Origin of the sequence: Bradyrhizobium sp. 2TAF24 (assembly GCF_052115025.1) — a bacterium.
In the GTDB taxonomy this organism is placed as follows: domain Bacteria; phylum Pseudomonadota; class Alphaproteobacteria; order Rhizobiales; family Xanthobacteraceae; genus Bradyrhizobium_A.
The window spans coordinates 37,398-60,649 of sequence record NZ_JBFRFW010000024.1 but is presented as its reverse complement, the minus strand read 5'-3'; the positions used below and the strand labels follow the sequence as shown (position 1 = coordinate 60,649).

At 67.3% G+C, this 23,252-nt stretch carries 20 protein-coding genes; 14 read left to right on the top strand and 6 right to left on the bottom strand.

Annotated elements, in window-relative coordinates:
- Positions 1-77 precede the first annotated feature (77 nt).
- On the bottom strand, positions 78-1,028 hold the full coding sequence (locus AB4Z37_RS28735) for a LysR family transcriptional regulator (RefSeq protein ID WP_441520131.1): 951 nt from the start codon (positions 1,026-1,028) through the stop codon (positions 78-80).
- A 323-nt stretch (positions 1,029-1,351) separates the two neighbouring features.
- On the opposite strand from AB4Z37_RS28735, the gene AB4Z37_RS28730 reads away from it, so the two are divergent.
- Entirely contained in the window at positions 1,352-2,494 is a 1,143-nt protein-coding gene (locus AB4Z37_RS28730; protein WP_441520130.1) for a tetratricopeptide repeat protein, read from the top strand.
- Here the strand turns inward: AB4Z37_RS28730 and AB4Z37_RS28725 are convergent.
- Positions 2,491-3,411: a LysR family transcriptional regulator gene (locus tag AB4Z37_RS28725; protein ID WP_441520129.1), complete on the bottom strand. Its 921-nt coding sequence runs from the start codon at positions 3,409-3,411 to the stop codon at positions 2,491-2,493. The genes AB4Z37_RS28730 and AB4Z37_RS28725 overlap by 4 nt on opposite strands.
- Positions 3,412-3,461: 50 nt before the next feature.
- On the opposite strand from AB4Z37_RS28725, the gene AB4Z37_RS28720 reads away from it, so the two are divergent.
- From AB4Z37_RS28720 to AB4Z37_RS28690, 7 genes are all read left to right on the top strand, one after another.
- Positions 3,462-4,106, top strand: a complete 645-nt coding sequence (locus AB4Z37_RS28720; protein ID WP_441520128.1) for a GNAT family N-acetyltransferase — start codon at positions 3,462-3,464, stop codon at positions 4,104-4,106.
- Between the two features lie 139 nt (positions 4,107-4,245).
- A complete protein-coding gene (locus AB4Z37_RS28715; RefSeq protein WP_441520127.1) occupies positions 4,246-4,785 on the top strand; it encodes a pilus assembly protein N-terminal domain-containing protein in 540 nt (179 codons plus the stop codon).
- Positions 4,772-5,347: a TadE/TadG family type IV pilus assembly protein gene (locus tag AB4Z37_RS28710; protein ID WP_441520126.1), complete on the top strand. Its 576-nt coding sequence runs from the start codon at positions 4,772-4,774 to the stop codon at positions 5,345-5,347. The genes AB4Z37_RS28715 and AB4Z37_RS28710 overlap by 14 nt, the downstream gene beginning before the upstream one ends.
- 1 nt (position 5,348) lies before the next feature.
- A complete protein-coding gene (locus AB4Z37_RS28705) occupies positions 5,349-5,873 on the top strand; it encodes a hypothetical protein (RefSeq protein ID WP_441520125.1) in 525 nt (174 codons plus the stop codon).
- Between the two features lie 211 nt (positions 5,874-6,084).
- The gene (locus AB4Z37_RS28700; RefSeq protein ID WP_441520124.1) at positions 6,085-7,392 is read left to right on the top strand and encodes a pilus assembly protein TadG-related protein; all 1,308 of its coding nucleotides are present in this window, start codon (positions 6,085-6,087) and stop codon (positions 7,390-7,392) included.
- A gap of 149 nt (positions 7,393-7,541) precedes the next feature.
- Positions 7,542-7,940: a PaaI family thioesterase gene (locus tag AB4Z37_RS28695; protein ID WP_441520123.1), complete on the top strand. Its 399-nt coding sequence runs from the start codon at positions 7,542-7,544 to the stop codon at positions 7,938-7,940.
- Positions 7,941-7,982: 42 nt separating this feature from the next.
- Entirely contained in the window at positions 7,983-8,858 is an 876-nt protein-coding gene (locus tag AB4Z37_RS28690; RefSeq protein WP_441520122.1) for a sulfurtransferase, read from the top strand.
- 21 nt (positions 8,859-8,879) lie between these two features.
- Here the strand turns inward: AB4Z37_RS28690 and AB4Z37_RS28685 are convergent, their stop codons facing one another.
- A complete protein-coding gene (locus AB4Z37_RS28685) occupies positions 8,880-10,235 on the bottom strand; it encodes a protoglobin domain-containing protein (RefSeq protein ID WP_441520121.1) in 1,356 nt (451 codons plus the stop codon).
- Between the two features lie 456 nt (positions 10,236-10,691).
- Here AB4Z37_RS28685 and AB4Z37_RS28680 point away from each other — a divergent pair, with 456 nt between their 5' ends.
- Positions 10,692-11,345, top strand: coding sequence for a Crp/Fnr family transcriptional regulator (locus tag AB4Z37_RS28680; RefSeq protein WP_441520120.1), 654 nt, complete (start codon positions 10,692-10,694; stop codon positions 11,343-11,345).
- Positions 11,346-11,375: 30 nt separating this feature from the next.
- Here the strand turns inward: AB4Z37_RS28680 and AB4Z37_RS28675 are convergent, their stop codons facing one another.
- Positions 11,376-13,649 (bottom strand): putative bifunctional diguanylate cyclase/phosphodiesterase, encoded by a 2,274-nt coding sequence (locus tag AB4Z37_RS28675; RefSeq protein ID WP_441520119.1) that lies wholly within the window; start codon positions 13,647-13,649, stop codon positions 11,376-11,378.
- A 287-nt stretch (positions 13,650-13,936) separates the two neighbouring features.
- Here AB4Z37_RS28675 and AB4Z37_RS28670 point away from each other — a divergent pair, with 287 nt between their 5' ends.
- Both AB4Z37_RS28670 and AB4Z37_RS28665 read left to right on the top strand, forming a co-directional pair.
- Entirely contained in the window at positions 13,937-15,247 is a 1,311-nt protein-coding gene (locus tag AB4Z37_RS28670; RefSeq protein WP_441520118.1) for a TadE/TadG family type IV pilus assembly protein, read from the top strand.
- An 87-nt stretch (positions 15,248-15,334) separates the two neighbouring features.
- Complete coding sequence (locus tag AB4Z37_RS28665; RefSeq protein ID WP_441520117.1) at positions 15,335-16,231, top strand: hypothetical protein; 897 nt, start codon at positions 15,335-15,337, stop codon at positions 16,229-16,231.
- Positions 16,232-16,472: 241 nt separating this feature from the next.
- On the opposite strand, the gene AB4Z37_RS28660 is transcribed toward AB4Z37_RS28665, so the two are convergent.
- Positions 16,473-19,874 (bottom strand): acyl-[ACP]--phospholipid O-acyltransferase, encoded by a 3,402-nt coding sequence (locus AB4Z37_RS28660; RefSeq protein ID WP_441520116.1) that lies wholly within the window; start codon positions 19,872-19,874, stop codon positions 16,473-16,475.
- A gap of 214 nt (positions 19,875-20,088) precedes the next feature.
- Positions 20,089-20,343: a hypothetical protein gene (locus tag AB4Z37_RS28655; RefSeq protein WP_441520115.1), complete on the bottom strand. Its 255-nt coding sequence runs from the start codon at positions 20,341-20,343 to the stop codon at positions 20,089-20,091.
- 116 nt (positions 20,344-20,459) lie between these two features.
- On the opposite strand from AB4Z37_RS28655, the gene AB4Z37_RS28650 reads away from it, so the two are divergent.
- From AB4Z37_RS28650 to AB4Z37_RS28640, 3 genes are all read left to right on the top strand, one after another.
- Complete coding sequence (locus tag AB4Z37_RS28650) at positions 20,460-21,074, top strand: TetR/AcrR family transcriptional regulator (RefSeq protein ID WP_441520114.1); 615 nt, start codon at positions 20,460-20,462, stop codon at positions 21,072-21,074.
- A 167-nt stretch (positions 21,075-21,241) separates the two neighbouring features.
- Positions 21,242-22,336 (top strand): hypothetical protein, encoded by a 1,095-nt coding sequence (locus AB4Z37_RS28645; RefSeq protein WP_441520113.1) that lies wholly within the window; start codon positions 21,242-21,244, stop codon positions 22,334-22,336.
- A 275-nt stretch (positions 22,337-22,611) separates the two neighbouring features.
- Positions 22,612-23,241 carry a trimeric intracellular cation channel family protein gene (locus AB4Z37_RS28640; RefSeq protein WP_441520160.1) on the top strand — a complete coding sequence of 210 codons (630 nt, stop codon included), beginning with the start codon at positions 22,612-22,614 and terminating at the stop codon, positions 23,239-23,241.
- Positions 23,242-23,252: the final 11 nt, after the last annotated feature.

Genomic DNA, 23,252 nt, shown 5'->3' with positions numbered 1-23,252 from the left:
ACCGCATTGGCATGCCAACGATAGTCAAATCCAAACCTAACACAATTACCCATTTATCCAGCAAACATAACATCATGTTATTTTCGCCGCCCGGCGGCCCTGCTCCGCGGCCGCGGCAGGCCGCGCGCGTCGCGGGTCGGCTCCACCGCGCGCATCTCGGCGCGCAGATACTCGATGAAGCTCTCGGCATGCAGCGACAGCGGCACGCCGCGTTTCACCGCGACATAGGTGTCGAACCTGGTCGGCTCGGCGATGCGCAGCAGCGCGATGCCCGGCACGCCGCCATGGGCCACCGTGAACTGGTCGATCACTGCAATGCCGAGGCCGGCCTTGACCAGCGCACACACCGTGGTGCCGAAGCGGGCGCGGATGGTGATGTCGTAGGTCAGTTTGTTGCGGGCGAACATCTCCGCCATGATGCGGCCGTAGGGATCGTTGGGGTCGATGCCGATCAGCGGGTAGCGCGTCATCTCCGCGGCGCTGATTTCGTCGCGGCCGGCGAGGACATGGCTCTCCGGCACGATGCAGTACAGCTCGCCGGAGGCCAGCGGCTGGAATTCGAGGCCGGGATGCGGCAGGCGGTAGCTCATCGCCACGCACTCGCCCTTGTCCAGCAGCAGGTAGTCGATCGCCTCCTCGAGCTTGAGGATGTTGATGTCCATGTGCAGGTCGGGATAACGCCGCCGCACGCGTTCGACGGCGCGCGGCACCATCACCTGCGAGATGCTCGGCACCGAGCCGATGCGCAGCTCCGAGAGGCCGCCGCGGCCGATCGCCGAGATGGTGCTGGTGAGATCGTCGACCTTCTTGTAGACGCCGTTGATCTGCTCGAAGATGCTGCGCGCCTCGGGGGTCGGGAAGTAGCGGCCGTTCTGGCGCTGGAAGAAGCGGATGCCGAGGGACTTCTCGGTGTACTTGATCAGGCGGCTGATGCCGGGCGCCGAGACGTTGAGCAGCTTGGCGGCGCCGCCGATCGTGCCCGTCACCATCACGGCGCGGACGACCTCGACCTGGCGGAGTGTCATCATGGCTTGCGGCTCGCTGCTGACATGCGGAGTGGGGGCGTGAACGCCCGTCACGCCTGTTGAACCATCAACCGCGCGCTTGCGCCAGCGCCGCCATGCCGGGGCATCTGTTGCGCTGCAACAAAACCGCCGGCGGTGATGCGCCGGCTTCGGATCAAGTCGAGGGCACTCTCGGAGCGGTCAAAGGGCGCTGTCGGTCATGGAATCGTCCTTGCGGTCGATGGCTGGCGCACTGGCCCTGACGCAAGATGCCGCGCGCGAGCCGGCGCGTCCTGACGACGGTGGCGCTCGCATCGGGTGAACGCGGCAGGGCGAGGGGAGACGACATGCGCGGTGTGGGAGTGCTGGCCGGGCTGGCGATGGCGGTCGTGCTGACGGGGCCGGGGCGCGCCGCGAGCGACGGCGACATCAACCAGTGCAAGCTCGCCGGCGATGTCGGCAAGGCCGACCAGAGCATCGCCGCCTGCGATCGCGTGCTCGGCGATGGCGCCGTGAGCGGCGTGGCGCGGGCGCAGGCGCTCAGCAATCGCTGCGGCTGGCGCGGGCTCAAGCATGACGTCGAGGCCGCGCTCGCCGACTGCAGCGAGGCGATCCGGCTCGACCCGGCGCAGACCGCGGCGTATCTCAACCGCGGCAACGCCTATCTCGGCAAGGGCGATGCGCCGCGCGCCGCCGCGGACTTCGACGAAGCGGTGCGCCGCGATCCGAAGAGCGCCTGGGCCTTGACCGAGCGCGGCAGCCTCCATCGCAGCCGCGGCGATCTCGATGGCGCGCTCGCCGATTTCAATGCCGCGATCCGGGCCGACGCCGGCTATGCCGCGGCCTATTACAATCGCGGACTGCTCTACAAGGGCCGCGGCGAGTTCGACCGTGCGCTCGACGACTTCAACCAGTCGCTCAAGCTCGACCCCAACAACGCGCTGGCCTATTTCAACCGCGGCTGCGTCGCCTATGCGCGGGGCGACAACACCGTCGCCATCGACGATTTCGGCCGCGCGCTGCGGCTCGATCCCGCCAATGCGCTGGTCTATTTCAGCCGCGGCGTCGCCTATTATGTGCTCGGCGGCCACCTGCCGGACGCCGAGGCCGATTTTCGCAAGGCCAACAAGATCAACCCGGCCGATCCCTATGCGGCGCTGTGGCTGGAGATCGCCGAGCGCCGCAACGGCGGTGCGGGCCATCTGCCCGAGACCGCAAAACCGCTCGACAGGACCGTATGGCCGGCGCCGCTGATCCGCCATTATCTCGGCGAGGCAAGCCTCGCCGCGACGCTGACCGCGGCGGGTGATGGCGATGCGCGGGCCAAGCTCGCGCAGGGCTGTGAGGCGAACTTCTATGGCGGCGAGCTGGCGCTGCTGCGCAGGGATCGCAAGGAAGCGCAGCGGCTGCTCCAGATCGCCGCCGACGGCTGCCCGCAAGGCTTCGTCGAGGCCAACGCGGCGCTGATGGAACTGATCGCGCTGCGCTAGGGGGACGACGGCGGGCGGCTGTTGCGCGCGGCCACTGCTGCTTCCGCACGCAGCAGCGTGGCGAGCTGTTCGGTGAGCAGGTTGCGCGGCCGGCCGGCTGGAAACAGCAACATGGTCTCGATGACGATGGCCGGAGTAAAGCGCTTCAGCGCGATGCGTGGATTGGCGAACTCCCGCGCCGCGACCGGATCGACGATCGAGACGCCGAGCCCCTGAGCCACCAGCGCGCAGCGCTGCACGCTGTTTTGCGTTTCCGCCACCACGCGCGGCTGCACCCCGGCGTCTGCGAGCAGGCGCTCGAGGCGCGGCTGATGCGGCGCACCGGGCGGCGCCGCGATCATGGCCTCGCCAGCGAGATCAGCCAGCGTCACCGACCGCTTCGCCGCCAGGCGATGCCGGCGCGGCACCGCACACACCGCCTGCAATGACAGAAACGGTTCCGCAACGACGCCGCTGAAGCCGGCCTTCGGGCGCGCGAGGCCGAGGTCGCACTGGTGCGAGGCCACCCAGCTCCAGATCGTCTCCGGGCTGCGCACCGCGACCGAGATCGTGACATCGGGACGGAGCGCCGCGAACGCCTTCAGCACCCGCGGCAGGAACGAGTAGGTCAGCGACGGCAGGCAGCCGATGCGGATCAGCCCGCGCCCGCGCTCGCGGATGTCGCGGGCGGCGCGGCTGAGCTGGTCGAGGCCGATCTGGCTGCGCTCGACCTCGCGCAGGAAGATCTCGCCTTCCGGCGTCAGGCTGACGCCGCCGCGCCCGCGCGCGAACAGTGCAAAGCCGACATCCCTTTCCAGCCGCGCGATGGCGCGCGTGACGAATGGCTGGCCGATGCCGAGCGCCTCTGCGGCGCGGCTGATGCCGTTGTGGCGCACGACGTCGCGGAACAGGTCGAGATGGCGGGGATTCAGTCGCATGCCCGTTCTGCATGAAAAGCGCGATTTCAGTCATTTGACGGCATGATGGCATGATGCGTCAATGGGCCATGTCGATCTCCGCGCGCGCCATCCGTTCCGACCTTCCTGCCACCATGCGCATCGCGCTGCGTCCACTCGCCGAGGCCGCGGCCCTGCTGCGGGATCGGCTCGCGCTGCAACGCTTGCCGCCGTTCGACGGGATCGCGACGAGCGACGCCGAGGCTGAATTCGCCGCTGTGTCGCAGGACGACCGCGACGACATCGCCGCGTTTGCGTTGTGCGATGTCACGACCGGCGGCATCTGCGGCTGGGCATCGCTGATGGCGATCGACTGGCGGCATCGCCATGCGCAGCTCGGTCCGGCCTGGTGGGCCGGCGCCGCCGACCCGCGCATCGGCTGCCACGTGGCGCATCTGCTGTTGCGCATGGCGTTCGAGACGCTCGGCCTCGTGCGGGTCGAGGCGCAGGTCTTGCTGGCCGATCGCGCTTCGTGCCGCGTGCTCGATCGGCTGGCCTTTGTGCGCGAGGGCACACGCCGCGCCGGCCGCTGCGCCACGGACGGTCGGCCCGCCGACGTCGCGCCATGGAGCGTGGTAGCCGCGCGCTGGCCGGCAACGGCACGGATGCAGAGGGCGTTCCTGGATGAGGAGGACACCCCCTGGCGCGGCCGATTGCCGTCGATCATGCCTCCTTGACACCTGAGCGCATTGAAATTGTCGAAATCCGGTCGAATCTGGCGCGATTTTGCTTAGTTCAGTCCGTCTGCCTTTTACCGTCCCCTTACCAACGGGCGGTAGCATGGTCGGGCGATCGCAGACGCGTCAGGGGCATGCCGTGGTTTGTTTCGGACCGCAGTGGAGTTGGACAAGCGTTGCTGTACTGGGCGTCGCCGCGGCCTTGCCGCTGGCGAGCGGTGCTGCGCGCGCTGTCGACACCGGGCCGGTCGTGACCGTGGCGCTCAATGAAGCACGGCTGGTCGAATTGCCGAAAGGCGCGCGCCGGATCATTCTCGGCTCGCCGGTGGTGGTGCGGGCGCTGCCGCTGCCCGACGGCGGCCACGCGGTGCTGACCGGCACCGCGTTCGGTGAAACCAACATGATGGTGCTCGACGGCGCCGGTTTGGTGCTGCGGGATTCGCGTGTGCGTGTCGAGGCGCAGGTCGGCGGCGGCGGCGCGGTGGTGCAGCGAGGCACCGAGCGCATGTCCTACAGCTGCGCCGATCAGTGCCAGCCGGTGCTGCAGCTCGGCGACACGGCACGGCAGGCGAACGATCTCGATACGCAGGTCCTCGGCCGCAACGGCCAGGCCGCGGCGCCCTCGGCGGCGGCGAAGCCGGCCGCGAACAGGATCGTGGGCAAAGATGGCGCGCTCTAGCGGATGGCCATGGCGGCGGGCGCGTATCGCGCCCGGTCCGCACCGGCAGCGGCTCGCGCGTTTCGTGCGCACCGAGCGCGGCGCGACCGCGGTCGAGTTCGCGATCGTCGCGCCGATCTTCATCGGGCTGCTGATCTCGGTGCTGCAGACCGGCATCTTCTTCTTCGCCCAGGAAACGCTGCAGGCCGCGGCGATGCAGTCCGGCCGCCTGCTCATGACCGGACAGGCGCAGAGCAGCAACATGACCCAGACCCAGTTCATCAACCAGGTCTGTCCGTCGGTCCAGGCGCTGTTCAACTGCAGCCAGCTGATGGTCGACGTGCAAAGCTACACTTCGTTCAGCGGCGCCAACACCGGCAGCCCGACATTGACCTACAACGCCCAGGGGCAGGTCACCAACAACTGGGCGTTCAGCCCGGGCACGCAGGGGCAGGTGGTGGTGCTGCGGCTGATGTATCAGTGGCCGCTGATCGGTGGGCCGTTCCAGCTGATCCTGCCGAACCTGTCCAACGGCACCGCCCTGATGATGGGGGTGGCCGCCTTCCGCGTGGAGCCCTACTGAGATGACAGCGGTGCGCGTGATTCGCCGTTTTGTGGGCTCGACACGCGGCGTTGCCGGCGTCGAGTTCGCCATGATCGTTCCGCTGCTGCTGCTGGCGCTGCTGGGGTTCTACGACGCCGGAACGGCGATGGCGATTTACACCAAGACGCGCTACGCCACCGCGACCCTGGCCGAGATCACCAATCAGTACACCACCATCCACGATTCCGACATGCAGCAGATCATGGGGGCGACGGCGGCGGTGATGGCGCCCTATGCCAGCACGCCGGCCACGGTGAGCGTGTCCCAGATCGCCATCGACGCCAACGGCAAGGCGACCGTGAGCTGGAGCACCACGCTGACGCCGGGGGCGTCGTTCAGCCTGCCCGCCGCGCTCGCGGTTCCCAACTCGTGGCTGATCTACAGCCAGGTCGGCTACACCTTCACCCCGGTCACCGGCTTCTTCATCCGCACGCCGCTGACGCTGTCCGACAGCCTCTATGTCGCGCCACGCAAGAGCGCGTCGATCTCGCGTATCTCGCCGTAACCGCCGTGCGTTGTCGCGGGCGGTCATCTCCAGACACATTCAGCAATATCGCTCGTCGCGGCGGCGAACTTCGTGGGTGGCGTTGCCGGTTCCCGAGCGAATGCAGCCGTATCCGGTAAGCTTCTATTAGCTGACCCTCCCCATACTACCGCCCGCTGTCGGTCGGATTGCGGTTTTTAAGTCAGTTCATTTTGGGCAAGGCAGGCCGTTCATGTTGTCATGGCCATACAAATTGTCGGGTCGCGCGTCGCGCTGGACCGCCGACACCCGCGGTGGCGTCGCGCTGACCTTTGCGATCGCGCTGATCCCGATGGCGCTCGCCACGCTCGGCGTGCTGCAGTACGCCATGATCATCGCCACCCGCGCCAAGCTCAATGCCATCGCCGACGCGGCGGCGCTGCAGGCCGTCTCCAATGTCGCGATGCTCACCTATGTCAACTCCGGCACCACGGGCCAGAGCCAGGCCCAGGCCATGTTCAATACCCAGGCGGCCCAGGTCAGCGGCGTCACCATCACCACGCTGAATGTCAGCGTGGTGAACAACGCCGCCTCTACCGGCGCGGCGGCATCGCTCACCGCCACCGTGAGCTACGTGGCCAAGATCCCGAGCCTCGTGCCCGGGCTGATCGGCTCTGCGTTCACCACCGTCGGCGGCACCTCCACCGCGAACTCGTCGCTGCCGGCCTATGCCAACTTCTATCTGCTGCTCGACGACTCGCCGTCGATGGGAATCGGGGCGATGCCGTCGGACATCACCGCCATGCAGAACGCCAACAATGGCTGCGCCTTCGCCTGCCATTCGCCCAACGCCTACAACGGCACTTATCCCGGCTACACGCTGCCGAGCGTGCCCGGTACCCAGCTGCGCATCGACGCGCTGCGCAACGCGACCGCCCAGCTGATCTCCACCGCGATGAATCAGCAGACCATCCCGAACCAGTTCGGCATCGGCCTCTATACCTTCGACAATACGGTCACCACAGTCAGTCCGCTGACCACCAACCTCGCCACCGTGCAGGCGGCGAATGCGGCGATCCAACTGCCGACCACCGATCTCGGTACCCAGATCGGCGACGCCATCGACTGGCTCAGCCGCAAGGTCGTGACCACCAACTCCGGCAATGGCACCAAGTCGTCGCCGTTCGAGTTCGTGTTCCTGGTGACCGACGGCGTCGAGGACCAGGCCTTCAATTTCACGCCGGGCAACTACGATACGCTGAGCAATCCCTATGGCAGCTGGTATGGCACCCCCTACAGCGGCTATCTCAACTCCGCCGCCTGCACCAGCCTGAAGAACAAGGGCGTCACGGTCGCGGTGCTCTACACCAACTACAATCCACTCAGCGACAGCCGCTACACCAACATGGTGCAGCCATTCGCCAGCAATATCATGCCGGCGCTGCAGGCCTGCGCGTCGCCGAACTTCTTCTTCCAGGCCGACAACGCCAGCGACATCAACACCGCCATGCAGCAGATGTTCGCGCTGGCGCTGCAAAAGACCGCGCACCTGACCAACTGACCGCGGGCCGGTCTGCCGGTTACGCAAAACGCTGACCTTCCCAAATCGCGCGGTCTGGCGTTACTGTGCCGGCCTCCATGCGCGGACGCCGGGCGCTGCGCGGAGGGCAGCGAAAAACACGCCGGTCACGACAATCGGGGAGACATGCAGTGAGCCTGCTGGAGCAACTGAAGGCGCAACCGCTGCCGTTCGCGGCGCTGCTTGGCATCGATCTGGTCAGCGCCGAGCCGGACAGGATCGTCGCGCATATGGACGTGCGGCCCGACCTCTGCACCCGCCCCGACGTGGTTCATGGCGGCGCGCTGATGGCGTTCGCCGACACCCTCGGCGCCATCGGCACCATCGCCAACCTCAAGGAAGGCGCGGGCACCACCACGATCGAAAGCAAGACCAATTTCATCGGCGGCGCGCCGCTGGGCACGCGGCTGGTGGGCGAGAGCACGCCGGTGCATCGCGGCCGGCGCACCATGGTCTGGCAGACGCGGATCACGACCGCGGACGGCAAGCTGGTTGCGCTGGTGACGCAGACCCAGCTGGTGCTCGGCTGATCGAGCGGGCGTGATGCGGGCGGTGAACAGGAGACGCCGGACATGACCGACCGGGGAGGTGTGATCACCACGGCGGAGCTCGCCGAGGCGCTCGGCGCGGTGGAGCTGCGGGTGTTCGACTGCACCACCTATCTCGAACCGGCCCCGGACGGGCATCCCGGGCCCTATGTCACCGTGCCGGGCCGCGCCAGCTTCGAGGCGGCGCACATCCCCGGCGCGGATTTTCTCGACCTGCAGGGCGAGTTTTCCGATCGCGATTCGGCGCTGCATTTCATGATGCCGTCCACGGCGCAGCTCGCAGCGGCGTTCGGTCGCCACGGCGTCGGCCCGGGCACGCGGGTCGTACTCTACAGCATTGGCAGCATGATGTGGGCGACGCGGGTGTGGTGGATGCTGCGCGCGCTCGGCTTCGACGAGGTGGCGGTGCTGGATGGCGGGTTCGAACGCTGGACCGCGGACGGCCGGCCGACGGAAAGCGGCCATGCGCGCGGCTATCCGCCGGCGACATTCGTGGCGGCGCCGCGCGACGGCCTGTTCGTCGATCGCGGGCAGGTGCTGGCGGCGCTCGGGCGTGCCGATGTCACGCTCATCAATGCGCTGGGGCCGCAGTTCTTCAGCGGCCGCACGCCGAGCCGCTACGGCCGGCCCGGCCGCATTCCCGGCAGTGTCAACGTGCCGGCGGCGAGCCTCGTCGATCCGGAGCGCAAGACGCTGATCACGCTCGCCGCCGCGCGCGACATCTTCGCCGCTCGGGGCGTCGACCGCGGCAAGCGGGTGATCGCCTATTGCGGCGGCGGGATTTCCGCCACCCTCGATCTCTTCGTGCTGCATCGCCTAGGCTACGACGACCTGACGCTGTACGACGCCTCGATGGGCGAATGGGCCACCGACCCGGAGCTGCCGATCGAGACCGACTGACCGGGACGACGCCCGCGGGGCTCACGCCGCGCGGATCGCGGCGAAGAACGCTTCTACCTGGTGGTGCAGATCCGTCGACTGCCGGGAAATCGTCTGTGCCGCGTCGCGCAGCTGGGCGGTGGTGCGATCGGTTTCGCCGGCCATCTGGCTGACGCCGGCGATGTTGCTGGACACGTCCTGTGTCCCCTTGGCCGCGTCCTGCAGGTTGCGGGCGATCTCCGATGTCGCCATGCCCTGCTGCTCGACGGCTGCGGCCACAGCGGTGGCGATCTCGTCCATGGCGCCGATGGTGGTGCCGAATTTTCCAATCGCGCCGACCGAGCGCGCCGTCGCCTCCTGAATCGACTGCACCTGCTGGCTGATGTCGTCGGTGGCCTTCGCGGTCTGCGCCGCCAATGCCTTGACCTCCTGGGCGACCACGGCGAAGCCTTTGCCGGATTCACCGGCGCGCGCCGCCTCGATGGTGGCGTTCAGCGCCAGCAGGTTGGTCTGGGCGGCGATCGACGTGATCAGGTTGACGACGTCGCCGATCCGCTGCGCGGCCGAGGCGAGGCTCTGCATCATCGTGCCCGAGCTCTCGGCCTGCTCCACGGCGGTGCGCGTCATGCGGCTGGATTCGGCGACCAGGCGGCCGATCTCGCCGACCGACGAGGTCAGCTCCTCCATCGCCGAGGCGATGGTCTGCACGCTCGACGACGTTTCCTCGGATGCGGCCGCGACGGTGTGGGACTGCTGCAGGGCGCGTTCGGCGCCGGATGCGAGCGTGTCGGCGGTGTGCTGCAGGCCGCTCGCCGCATCGCCGAGGCCGCCGAGCAGCAGGCGTGCCTCGCCGTCGAACTGCCCGATCGCGGCCTCGATCCGGGTCTGCCGAACCGCGCGTTCGGCCATCGTCGTGTCCTGATAGACCGAGATCGCGATATCCATGTCCAGCATCACCGCGCTCTGGGTCGCGCACAGGACGGATGCCAGGCGCCGCGGCGTCCAGCGATAGCGCTCGACCGCGAGCGTCGTCAGTCGCGCCAACACATAATTGTAGCCGCCGATGTACCAGCGCGGCTCCAGTCCGATCCGGCTGTGCATCACGCCGATGCTGCGCGCACCCTGCATGTAGCGCGCGTCGAACCGTCCGTTGAACAGCCGGCGCCAGTGATTGCCCTGGGCGGTCTTCAACCGCGGGATGTCCGCGCCGATCAGGCCGGCGAGGCGCGGCTCCGCGGCGACATGCCGGTAGAACTGATCGAGGATGTCCGGCAGCTTCGGCTCGACCACCGCCCAGAACAGGCGCAGGCAATGGCCGGTATCCGGATCGACGCGCATGAAGCGCAGGCGTGTCTCCGGATCGAGATGGTCGACTTCAGCTTCGGGCGTGGCTGCCATGGCGTCTCGTCCAGCAATAGGATGTGTCGAGCGATGAGCGCGGGTCCGGCCGGGCGAAGAACAAGCAAAACAATGACGCCGGCATCAGCAATGACTGCAACCTACGGCCGCAGGGTTAACATCCCCGACGTGCAGTTTGATCTGGATTGTTGATCCAGGTTAAGCGGTGCGCGGCGCGATGTCCGGATTGCGCGCGCAAGGCGCGATCGCGGTGCGCGAACGGTGGTCATCCTGGTTGCGCACCGGCGATTCCGTCTCAGCCGAACAGATTGCTGTTGCAACGATCTGTCAAATGTTGAACACTTTTGTGCATCCCCGGATGGATGATGCCTGCGGCAGGTTGAGCTGTCGCTCCCGCGCAAGAGCTGTCGTGATTCAATTGTCCCCGTCGTTCGCATGAGATCCGCGTCGCTTTGTGTCACCTGCCCGAACCGGGAGTTGGGATTTTGCGGCGCTTTGCTGGAGCCGTCACACCAGTCCGCAGCTGACGAGCCGCCCAACTGGCAGCGCTTTCTCACGGCCCGCGCCGGGGAGCAGATCGCGACGCGCAACCAGAGCTCCAGCGATGTCTTCGTGCTGTGCACCGGCTGGGCGTTTCGCTTCCTGCAGCTGCCAGACGGCCGTCGTCAGATCCTGAATTTCCTGCTGCCGGGCGACCTGCTGTCGGTCGTCACCATCTTCGACAAGCAGTTTCAGTTTTCCGCCAAGGCTGTGACCGCCATCCAGCTGAGCGGCTTCGTGCGCTCGGAGATCTTGACACGCTGCAAGGTCAGCCCCGGCATCCAGAGCGCCATCGGGCGCTGCTGCGTCGAGGAGAGCCGTGCCGCCGGCGAGCTGGCCGGCGTGCTCGGTCAGCGCTCGGCGGACGAGCGCATCGCCTATCTCTTTCTTCATCTCATGCACCGCATCAGCGCGCGCAGCGTGGTGCGCGACCATCGCTATCCGCTGCCGCTGCGCCAGCAGCAGATCGCCGACGCGGTCGGCCTGACGCCGGTGCATGTCAGCCGGGTGCTCAGCATGTTCCGCGATCGCCGCATCTGCGTTCTGTCGGAGAATGTCCTCAATGTCCTCGATCACGCCGAGCTGGAGCGGATCGGCGCGATCGGTTGAGCGGGCCGCCGTCGCGACGGCGCGGTGGCGCTACGCCGCGAGGATGGGCTCCGCGATCCGCGCCGGCGCGTCGAGCTCGATCTCGGCCAGTGGACGCGGCCGGCCGAGCAGGAAGCCCTGCATCTCGTCGACGCCGGCGCCGTGCAGCAGCTCGAACTGCGCCCGCGTCTCCACGCCTTCGGCGGTGACGGCGATGCCGAGGGATCGCGCCAGCGCCAGGATCGAGGCGACGATGGCGGTGCAGTCGGTGCGGGTGGCGAGGTCCTGCGTGAAGCTGCGGTCGATCTTGATCCGGTCGAACGGGAACATCAGCAGGTAGCTCAGCGAGGCGTAGCCTGTGCCGAAGTCGTCGAGCGCGATGCTGACGCCCATCGCCTTGATGTGGCGCAGGGCCGCGACATTGCGCTCCTGATTGTCCAGCAGCAGCGTCTCGGTCAGCTCGAGCTCGAGCCGGCGCGCCGCCAGTCCGGTTTCGGCGAGCGTGGCGGTGATGGCCTCGAACAGGTTGCCGGTGCGAAACTGCGCGGCGGACAGGTTGACCGCGACGCGCAGGTCGTCCGGCCAGGTGGTGGCATCGATGCAGGCCTGCCGCAGGATCCAGCGCCCCAGCGGCGCCATGAAGCCGGTCTCCTCGGCGAGGCCGATGAAGTCGGCCGGGCCAAGCAGGCCCGCCTCCGGATGGCGCCAGCGCACCAGCGCTTCCAGCCCGCACAGGCGGCGGGTGCGGACATCGAGCAGCGGCTGGTAGTGCAGCTCGAACTCGTTGCGGCGCAGCGCCCCGGCCATGTCCGCGGTCAGCTTCAGCCGGGTCCGCGCCTTCTCGCCGAGGGTGTCGTCGAAGAAGCTGTAATTGTTGCGCCCCTCGGATTTGACGCGGTAGAGCGCGAGGTCGGCCTTCTTCAGCAGTTCACCGGCGCTGCAGCCGTTGGCCGGAGCAAAGGCGATGCCGATGCTGGTGCCGATGGTCAGCTCCTGGGCCTCCAGCATGAAGGGGCGTGCCACCACCTCCAGCAATCGTTTGGCAAGGCGGGTGGCATCCTGGTGCGGATCGGCCCCGCTCGCCTGCAGGATGGCGAACTCGTCGCCGCCGAGCCGCGCCACGAATGCATCGTTGCCGAGCATGGCCGCGATCCGTCTGGCGAGCTGCCGCAGCAGCGCATCCCCGGCGGCATGGCCGAGCGTGTCGTTGACATGCTTGAAGCCGTCGAGATCGAGCAGCAGGATCGCCTGTGTGCCTTTGTGCCGGCGCACGTCGAGCAGCGCGGCTTCCAGCTGCTCCAGCAGGGCGGCGCGGTTGGCGATGCCGGTCAGCGCGTCATGCCGCGCGGCATGGGCAAGCTGGGCCTCGACGCGCTTGCGCGCGGTGACATCGACGCGGATCGCCATGTAGGCCACCGGCTTGCCGTCCGGGCCGAGCTGCGGCGTGATCACGGTGTCGACCCAGTAGTGCGAGCCGTCCTTGGCGCGGTTGCACAGCTCGCCGCGCCACACCCTGCCGCGGGCGATCTGCCGGTACATCTCGCGGAACAGCGTCGGCGGATGCATGCCGGACTTCAGCAGGCGATGGTTCTGTCCGAGCAGCTCGTCGCGGCTGTAGCCACTGATCCGGCAGAAATTGTCGTTGGCGTAGATGATCCGCCCCTGCACGTCGGTCAGCGCGACGATGACCGCCTGGTCGATGGCATATTGCCGCTCGATCAGCTCCTGCCGCGCCGCTTCCGCGCGCGCCTCCGCGAGATGGGTGTCGGTGACGTCCTTGTGGACCTCGATCAGGCCGCCGTCGGCCATCGGGTGCCGGCTGATCTCGATCATGCTGCCATTGGCGAGCGTGATCACCGCGCGTCGGGCGCCGGCTGAATCGGCGTCCGCGAGGCGGAAGGCGCGAAAGCGCGTGGCATCGATCGGCGCGCAGCCGGCGGTCGTGAGGTGGGCGTCGATGAGGTCGGCGAGCGGCTGGCCCGGGGCGAGATGCCGGTCCGTGAGACCATAGGTCCGGCCATAGCTGGTGTTGGCGACGACCAGCCGGCGGCGGCGGTCGAGCACGCACAGCCCGTTCGGAATGCTTTCAAGCGCGAGGTCGATCAGGCGCCGGTCGCGGCGGTTCAGCACCCGCCATGCTGCGCCTGACCCCCGGCCGGCGCGGCGGCCTGCGACAACGGCGGCGATCGCGCCGAGCCCGGCCGGCCAGGCCAGCATCGGCGTCGTCACCTGCGGGATACAGGCGAACAGGCCGATCGTCGCGCCGAGCGCGGCGGCGCCTGCAAATAGATACCGCCTGTCTGTGGCATGTCGTGCAACTCTCATCCGCTGCCCGTCCCGGTTGATCCGCGTCGGAAGAAGCATGTCGGAGGCGCTTTAAGCGTTCGCCGCGTGCCGTTGACCTGGATTGTTGATCCAGATCAACCGCGGTGCAGCGTTTGTCCCGGCGCTATGCCGCAGGGCGGGCACAACGTCATGCCCGGCGGGGCAAACTTACCGCCATCGCCCCGAATCTCAGGGAAACCCCTGAAAACCCGACGATCATCCTACCGTTTATTAACGCATGGTTGCCTACGTTTCCCGCCCTGTTCATTGCGTTCAGGGGTCAACGGATGTCGATCTTCAGCAGCTTTCGCAGGTTTTGCGAGGATCGGCGCGGAAACGTCGCCGTGCTGTTCGGCATTGCCATCATTCCTGTGCTGGGGTGCGTCGGCGCCGCCATCGACTACTCGCTGTACAACCAGCGTCGCGCCAAGATCACCACCGCGCTCGACGCCGCCGTGCTGATGGCCACCAGCAAGACCGAGGCCAGCCTGCCCGCGGATATCGTCAAGGTCCACGCGACGAACATGTTAAACGCCCAGCTCGCCACCTATGGCGTGACCGTGGACAGCTCGAACTTCGACATCAAGGACAATGCCAGCGGGCGCATCGTGACCGGCACCGCGTCAGGGGTGATGCAGACCAACTTCATGCAGATCATGGGGGTCAGCTCCATGACCGTGAACGGCTCCGCGACGGCCCAGGTCGGGTTGCCGCCCTATATCGACTTCTACCTGCTGCTCGACAACTCGCCGTCGATGGGGGTCGCTGCGACGCAGAAAGATATCGACATGATGGTCAGCGCCACGCCGGACCAGTGTGCGTTCGCCTGCCACAACATCTACAAGAGCAGCAACCACAGCAAGCTCGACAACAACACCTACTACAACATCGCCAAGACGGCCGGCGTCACCATGCGGATCGACGTGGTACGGCAGGCGACGCAGAACCTGATGGATACCGCGACCGCCACCGCGACGCTGCCCAACCAGTTTCGCATGGCGATCTATACTCTGGGCGCGTCCTGCTCATCGACCTCGCTGACCACGATCGCGCCGCTGACCTCGAACCTCGTCAGCGCCAAGACCGCGGCCAACGGCATCGACCTGATGACCATTCCCTGGCAGGGCTACAACAACGACCAATGCACCGATTTCGACGGCGTGTTCTCGGCCCTGAACGGGGCAATTCCGACATCGGGCACGGGCGGGGCGACGGATCCGCAGAAGTTCGTGTTCTTCGTCTCCGACGGTGTCGCGGACGCCTATTATCCCTGGTCCTGCCAGCAGCCGACCACCGGTGGGCGGTGCCAGGAGCCGCTGAACGTCGACAACTGCACCGCGCTCAAGAGCCGCGGCATCAAGATCGCGGTGCTCTACACCACCTACCTGCAGCTGCCGACCAATGGCTGGTACATGAACTGGATCGACCCCTTCAACCAGGGGCCGTTCGGGCCGTCGCCCAACAGCGAGATCGCCCAGAACATGCAGGCCTGTGCGTCGCCCGGCTTCTATTTCGAGGTCAGCCCGACGCAGGGCATCAGCGATGCCATGAATGCGCTGTTCCAGCGCGCGGTCACCCAGGCGCACCTGACCAACTGATGCGGCCCTGATCCGCGCAGCCGACGGAGCGCAACTGTCACATTTCACAGCTTGATCGCCGCCCTGCGGAGAGATTTAACTCCTCCGATGCGAGCGACGATCCTCCGTGCATTGCTGCTGCTCGGCCTTTTCTGGCCGGCATGGTCGCTTGCCCGGGCGGAAGAGGCCGGAGACGACAAGCCGGGCGGACGCGAGCGGATCGATACCCAGTTCATCTTCGGTTTGACCGCGGGGGCTGACGTCGGCGAGGTCGGCGAGAAGGAGCTGGAGCACCAGACCGCCGTGCAGTGGGGTAAGCGTGACGGCGCCTACGCCGCCCTGACCGACCAGTTGCGGTTCGAAACCTCGCCGGTGGACAACATCCGGTTCGAGGTCGGCGTCCCCGTGGCCTACCAGCGCATCTCCGGCGTCAGCGGGCTCGACGACCGTAACGGCGCAGCCTTCAACGGCGTCGTCGCCGAATTGCGCTATCGTCTGCTGGATCGCGAGCACGCCCCGTTTGCCCTGACGGTCGGTATCGAGCCGCACTGGAGCCGGGCCGACGAGACCAGCGGCGTGCCGGTCGACAATTTCGGCGGCGAGCTGTCGGTCGCACTCGACCGTGAAGTGATCAGGGAGCGTGTGTTTGCTGCACTCAACGTCGTGTACGATCCGGAAGCGACGCGCCTGCGCAGCACCGGCATATGGCAGCACGATTCGACGCTGGCGGTCGCGGGGGCCGTGACCACGCAGGTGTCGTCCGGCGTGTTTGTCGGTGCGGAAGCGCGCTACCTCCGCAAGTATGAAGGGCTCGGCCTCGGTTCGCTCGCCGGCAAGGCGCTCTATGTCGGTCCGACCACCTTCGTCCGGCTGTCGAAGACGCTGGCGGTGTCGGGGGCCTGGGACATCCAGGTGGCGGGCCGAGCGACGGATCTGCCGGGCTTCCTCGACCTTGCCCATTTCACCCGTCATCAAGCGTTGCTGCGCGTCGAATACAATTTTTGAGCCCGCGTAGCCGGGGCCGTCCGTCCCATAGCGGCGCGATGGCCACCAGACGCTGGCGTTTCTTCGGTGCGGACGGTTCAGTCGCGACGGCTGATGGTCTTCAATCCTCATGGTGAGGAGCGGCCTTCGGCCGCGTCTAGAACCATGAGGCCCCAACGTATCACCCCCATCCCTCGAGACGGCGACGATGTCGCCTCCTCGGGATGAGGGCGAAGGACTCGTGGCTCAATATCGCGCCCGCTTACGCCACCTGCTGCGGCGGCGCGGCGAGTTCGCGGGCGAGCGCGGTGGCGCCGACATAGTCGGTCTTGCCGGAGCCGAGCAGCGGGATCTTGTCGAGCACGCGAACATCGGCGGGCACCGACAGCTCGGAGGCGCCGGTCGCCTTGGCGCGGGCCTGCAGCGCCTCGCGGCTGGCGTCGCGCTGCGTCGTCAACAGCACAATGCGCTCGCCCTTGCGCGCGTCGGGCACCGTCACCGCCGCGGACAGTGCCTGCGGCCACAGCACTGACGCCATCGCCTCCACCGCCGACAGCGACACCATCTCGCCGGCGATCTTGGCGAAGCGCTTGGCGCGGCCCTTGATGGTGATGAAGCCGCCGCCATCGATGCTGACGATGTCGCCGGTGTCATGCCAGCCGTCGGGCAGCGGTTCGAGCACGCCAGGATTTTCGGCACGCAGGTAGCCGAGCATGACGTTGGGGCCGCGCACCGACAGGCGGCCGCCGTCCTCGATGCCGGGCACCGCATCGAGACGGTACTCCATCAGCGGCGACAGCCGGCCGACCGTGCCGGGGCGGTTCGCCATCGGCGTGTTCATCGCCAGCACCGGCGCGGTCTCGGTGACGCCATAGCCCTCCAGGATGCGGATGCCGAAGCGCTCCATGTAGATGGCCCGGGTGCGCTCCTTCACGGCTTCCGCGCCGGCGAGCACGAGGCGCAGGGTGCGGAAGTCATAAGGATGTGCTGAGCGGGCGTAGCCGGTGAGGAAGGTGTCGGTGCCGAACAGGATGGTCGCGCCGGTCTGGTAGATCAGCTCGGGCACGATGCGATAGTGCAGGGGCGAGGGGTACATGAAGATCGGAATGCCCGACAGCAGCGGCATCATCAGGCCACCCGTGAGACCGAACGAGTGGAACACCGGCAGCACGTTGAACACCTTGTCGTTGGCGTTGGCATCGACCCGCGCCAGCGCCTGCGCGGCGTTGGCGAGGATGTTGCGGTGGGACAGCACCACGCCCTTGGGCGTGCCTTCGGAGCCTGAAGTGAACAGGATCACCGCCGGATCGTTGGCCTTGCGGCGCACGCGCGGCTTGCTGCCGTCGAGCAGGCCCATGAGCTTGTCACGGGTGGTAACCGTCGCGCGGATGTCTTCGAGATAGACGACGCGCGCGGCGGCGCCGATCGCGGTGATCAGCTTGTCGAGCTTGCCTTTCTCGATGAAGGCGCGCGAGGTCAGCACGGTGCGCACCTTCGCCGCGGTCATGGCGCTGACCACGCTGCCCGGACCGGCCGAGAAGTTCAGCATCGCCGGCACGCGGCCGATGGTCTGCAGCGCCATCAGCACCACGGTGACGCCGGCCGAGTTCGGCAGCAGCACGCCGACATTCTCGCCGACCGCCGTGCCGTCCTCGAGCTTGCGGCTCAGCACCTGGGCGCCGAGGATCAGCTTGCCGTAGGTCAGCGCCGTGCCCAGCGCGTCGGTGATGATCGGCCTGCCGGTGTCGTGCAGCTTCCTCGCATGGACGAGGGCCTCGAACAGCGTGCGGTCGAGCATCGCGGTTTTGACCATGGCGTCGATCATCACGTCCTGCAGCGCGGCGCCGGCCTGGATGCGCCGCACCTTGCCGCGCAGCGCCGGGTCGACCGGCAATTTCACCGGCGGCAGGAACGAGATGGTGATCTTGGGAAACCACACCCGCTTGGCCTGGCCGTTCGAGAGATAGCCGAGATAAGAGCGCTGCGCGCCGTCGATGCGCACCGGCACCACCACCGCGTCGGCCTTGTCGGCGATCATGGCGGCGCCGTCATAGACCTTCATCAGGCTGCCGGTGACCGTGACGCGGCCCTCGGGGAAGATCACCACCGGCTCGCCGCGGCTGACGAGATGCACGAGGTCGCGCGTCGCCAGCGGCCGCGACGGGTCCATGGTGTAGTGACGGATCATCTTGAGGAAGGGCTTGGCCCACCACGCCTTGGCGATGCCGGTATCGACCGCGAACGCGGCATCGATCGGCAGCACCGCATGCAGCAGCGGGCCATCGATCAGGCTGCCATGGTTCGGCGTGATCAGCATCCGCGTACCGGCTGGCGGCAGATTCTCCAGGCCGCGCACCTCGACACGGAACAGCGCCTTGAACAGCAGCGCGCCGAGGTCGCGCACGCCGGCCTCGCCCCACTTGCGCATCACGAACACCGTGACGGCGAAGCTGGCGACCGCAAGGCCGAAGAAGATCCAGGCCACCGCGAGGCCCGCCGACTGCAGCAGCGCGACGCCGAGCGAGGCCACCACCATGAATGCCGCCGACATCACGTTGCCCGCGGCGATGACGCGGGCGCGCTCCGCCGCCGCCGACCACGCCTGCACCGCCGCGAACGACGGCACCACGAACAGGCCGCCGCCGATGGCGAAGATGAAGAAGTCGACGAGGATGTGGAGGCCCGTGCCGCTGGTCGCGAACGCCAGCGGATGGATGTCGTTGCCTGCCGCCGCATGGCCGATGGTCCAGGCGAGGTCGAGGCCGACGAGGCCCATCACGATGCCGCCGAGCGGCACCAGCGCGAGGTTCGGCCGGACATGGCTGAGCTGGGCGGCGACCAGCGAGCCGGTGGCGATGCCGACCGCGAATACGGTGAGGCACAGCGTCACCACGCCCTCGGTGCCGCCGATGCTGGCCTTGATCACGGCGGGCAGCAGCGACAGCACCACCGCGCCGACCAGCCAGAACCACGACACGATGATCATGCCATCCCACAGCCGCGGCTCTGCCTTGAGCGAGGCGAGCAGCCGCAGGGTCGAGGTCAGCGGATTGCGGGTGATCGTGAGATCGGGCGCCGCCGGCGTCGTCGCCGGGATCTGGCGCGCCGACAGCCAGCAGGCGATCGCCAGCAGCACCACCGCGCCGGAGACATAGCCGGGATGGCTCGATTCCGACACGAACAGGCCGCCGCCAATGGTGCCGCCGAGGATGGCGAGGAAGGTCGCGCCCTCGACCAGGGCGTTGCCGGTCGCGAGTTCGCCGGTGGAGAGCTGGTCGGGCAGGATGCCGTACTTCACCGGGCCGAACAGCGCCGCCACGATGCCGAATAGGCCGAGCGCGACGAACAGCAGCGGCACCGAGTGCAGGAAGAAGCCGGCGGCGGCGAAGGCCGCTGCAAAAATCTCGGCGAACTTCAGCCGCCGCGCGATCAGCGCCTTGGGATACTTGTCGGCGATCTCGCCGCCGAGCGCCGAGAGCACGAAGAACGGGAAGATGAACACCGCGCCGGCGACCGTGACCAGCGAATCGCCATGACCGGTCGCGGCTCCGAACAGGATCAGGATGACGAGGGCGTTCTTGAGGAAGTTGTCGTTCAGCGCCGAGAAGAACTGCGCCCAGAACAGCGGGGCGAAGCGCCGGGATGTCATCAGATCCTTGATCATGGAAAGGTCCTTGCAGACTTGAAATCGGCTGACGTGCGGAAGCGGTCGAGCGGGGTGGCGACAATCGCAGCGGTGCGGGCGTGCGCCTGCCTTCGGCAATGAGTCGCAATCATGCCGCCGAAAGTTCTTAACTTTCGATGAGAAGGGCGGTGGCAGGCCGCGAGGTGCGTGCGGATCGTCAACGGAGCGTTGCGCCGATCCCCGCGATCGGCCCTCAGGTGAGATGCTTGAGGTGCTTGAAGCCGGCGCAGGGCGACAGGTTGCGCAGCCGGAACACGGCGCGGGCGCGCGGCCGGCCGGCCGTGCGCTCCTCCAGCACATGGCCGACATCGGCCGCCCGTGCCAGGCGGTCGATCGGGGCCATCACGCGGTCCCGGATGGACTGGACAAGACGCTGCCACAGGCCGCGGCTGGTGCCGCGATGGGACAGGGTCGAGGCGGGGAACTGGATCAGAAGAGCTTGCGTCATAGCTGTCTCCCAGGCATGAACATTGTTCACAAGATGGATGTAGCAAGTTTATGAGCATCGCTCAAGAGCGATGCTCATAAGTCACGGATTCGTGATCGATGACCGCGGACACAGGAATGCCGAGGGGCGGTGAGGTCCCGCAGGACGACTTGAGCGCGCGCGGCCGGCAGCTGCGCGACACCGCGCGCGACCTGATCGCGGACAACGGCCTGCGCGCGTTGAAGGTGCGCGACGTCGCTGCCGCCGCCGGCTGTGCGGTCGGCTCGGTGTATCTGGAATTCAGCGATCTCGACGGCCTCGTGCTCGCGGTCAGCCGGCAGACCGTGGGCGCGCTGCATGCGGTGATGGCGGCGATCACCGCGCCCGATCCGGCGCGGCACCTCCATGCGCTCGGCGCGGCCTATCTGGATTTCGCCGCCGCCCATCCCAACCTGCTGCGCGCGCTGTTCGAGCACCGCATGGAGGGCGACCGGCCGTTCCCGCAGGACCTGCTCGACCGCGTGCAGGAAACATTCGCGCTGCTGTATCCGCCGCTGGCCGCGCTGCTGCCGGCGGCGCCGGCGGACGAAGTCGCGCTGCTCGCACGCACCATGTTCTCGGCGGTGCACGGCATCGTCTCGCTCGGTCTCGAGGATCGTCTCATCGCCGTCCCCGCGCCGCTGCTGCGCCAGCAGGTGGCGCAGCTGGTGGATGTGTATGTCGGGGCGTTGGGGCGCACGCACCGGCATTGATCAAAAGACGCCTGCCTTTCACCCGAGAGCGGCAGGTGCATGCCCCGCACGCGAGAGCGCCGGTCGTAACATCTTCATCGGAAAATGTTTTCCGACGTTCTCGGACATACGTCTTGCACTCCACCGGAGGTTGCGGAATCCTAGGGAGTGCCGCTGGGGAGTGAGTGATGAGGCTTTCAAAACTGGTTCTGGTGCTGGCCGCTTTCATGAGCGCAGCTATGCCCGCGTCTGCCGGCGGGCCCTACGGCTCCATCCGTGTCGCCGGCTGGTCCGGCGGTGGCTATACGGATGATAACAATGGCCAGTTTACCGGCTGCATCGTCACGGCGTCCTACAAGAGCGGGATCAGTGTCGTGATCATGGTGACTCAAAACCTCGCATGGCGGCTGGGGTTCGGTAATGAGGCCTGGCAGTTGAATCCTGGAGGTCAGTTTCCGATCGTGCTCACCTTCGATGGCCGGCAGCCGTTCAATGTCACGGGACGCATCATCGGGCGAAGCTTGGTGTCTGTGGACATGCCGGACAATTCGGCGCTGATCACGCAGTTTCGTGGCGCGCGAACGATGTCGGCGTTCGCTGAGGGCAATCTGTTTCAGTTTTCCTTGAACGGCACCGCTCAGGTTCTGCCGGCGCTGGTGCGCTGCGTGAAGACCATCAACGACGGCGGATTGGCCGCTGCAACCAATTTCAGCGCGCCGCAGCCCAAGCCCGCCGTCGCGGCCGCAGCACCGCCGCCGCGCGTCGGCAGCAGCTTGCGCCCCGATGCCGGCGGTGCGTCGTCTCCAGAGCTGCAGATCGAGGCACTCGAACTCGCATCGAACTTCATCATGAAGGCCTCGCTCAAGAACGCCAAGGTGCTGTCGCGCGCCGAGACGCCGGTGGCGCTCGCATCGAACGGCGCCGCCTGGCGCGCCGACGACGCCCTCGGTTTTGTGCGTATCATTCCCGCTCAGGACGGCATCAAGGGGCTCGACGTCGCCTCTGCGATCGTCGCCGGCGATGCCAAGGACTGCAAGGGCAAGTTCGCGTCGGCGCGCAACAGTGAACTGGTCGACAGCGACGTCGTCTTCCGCGGCATGTCGTCATGCGAGGACTCCGAGCGTGTCGCCGTTTCGGAATATTTCATCCTCCCCCGCAAGAGGGGTGGCTTCGTCATGTTCTCTGTCGTCGCCGGCGCCAAGCTCGGCGAATTCAAGCCCACCGAGCGTGAAACGAAGAATACCGATTTTCGCAAGGCGGCGCTCGTCGCCGTCGGTCCCTAGCCTGGACACAGGAAGGCCCGGGTGGGCCCCCCGATGATGATGCAGGCGGCCGAGCTCGTGATCGTCGATGTCGCCTTCGCCGTCACGCGCGGCTGACGTCGCCACGTCCGCACCGATCCAGCCTTTTCCTCCCGCGCGCGGGACGATACGTTGGGGTGGGCTTGGCGGTCGTCAGGAACGGGCATTGGCGTGAGACTTCGCAATTGGATGAAAAATACCGTCGCGTGTGAGGCATGTGCCTTGCGCTCCGCAGCGCGGTCGTGACCGGCGCGGCTATGGAATCCGCGCTGCTGTTTCAAATCCTCTATTTCGTCGCCATCATTGCCGAAGCGATGACGGCGGCGCTGGCGGCCGGCCGGCGCGAGATGGACTGGGTCGGGGTCTGCCTGCTCGGCTGCGTCACCGCGCTCGGCGGCGGCTCCGTCCGCGACGTGCTGCTCGGCCGCCATCCGCTGTCCTGGGTGGAGCATCCGTCCTACCTGCTGATCACCGGCGCCGCGGCGCTCGCGACCATCGCCATCGCCCGCTACATGCATCACCTGCGGCGGCTGTTCCTGTTCCTCGATGCCGTCGGCCTGGTGGTCTTCACCGTCATCGGCTGCAATGTCGCGATCGGCCTGCAGATGCCGGTGGTGATCGTCATCGCCTCGGGGATGATCACCGGCTGTGTCGGCGGCGTGCTGCGCGACATTCTCTGCACCGATATTCCGCTGCTGTTCCGGGCCGAGCTCTATGCCACCGTCTCGGTGGTGACCGGCGGCATCTATATCGCGGGCCTGCACACCGGCATTCCCCACGACATCATCATCGTCTTCGCGATGCTGGTCGGGCTGTCCTTGCGCCTGCTGGCGCTGCGTTTCGGCTGGCGCATGCCGAAATTCGTCTATACCCAGTCGCTGCACTGACCGCGCGATTG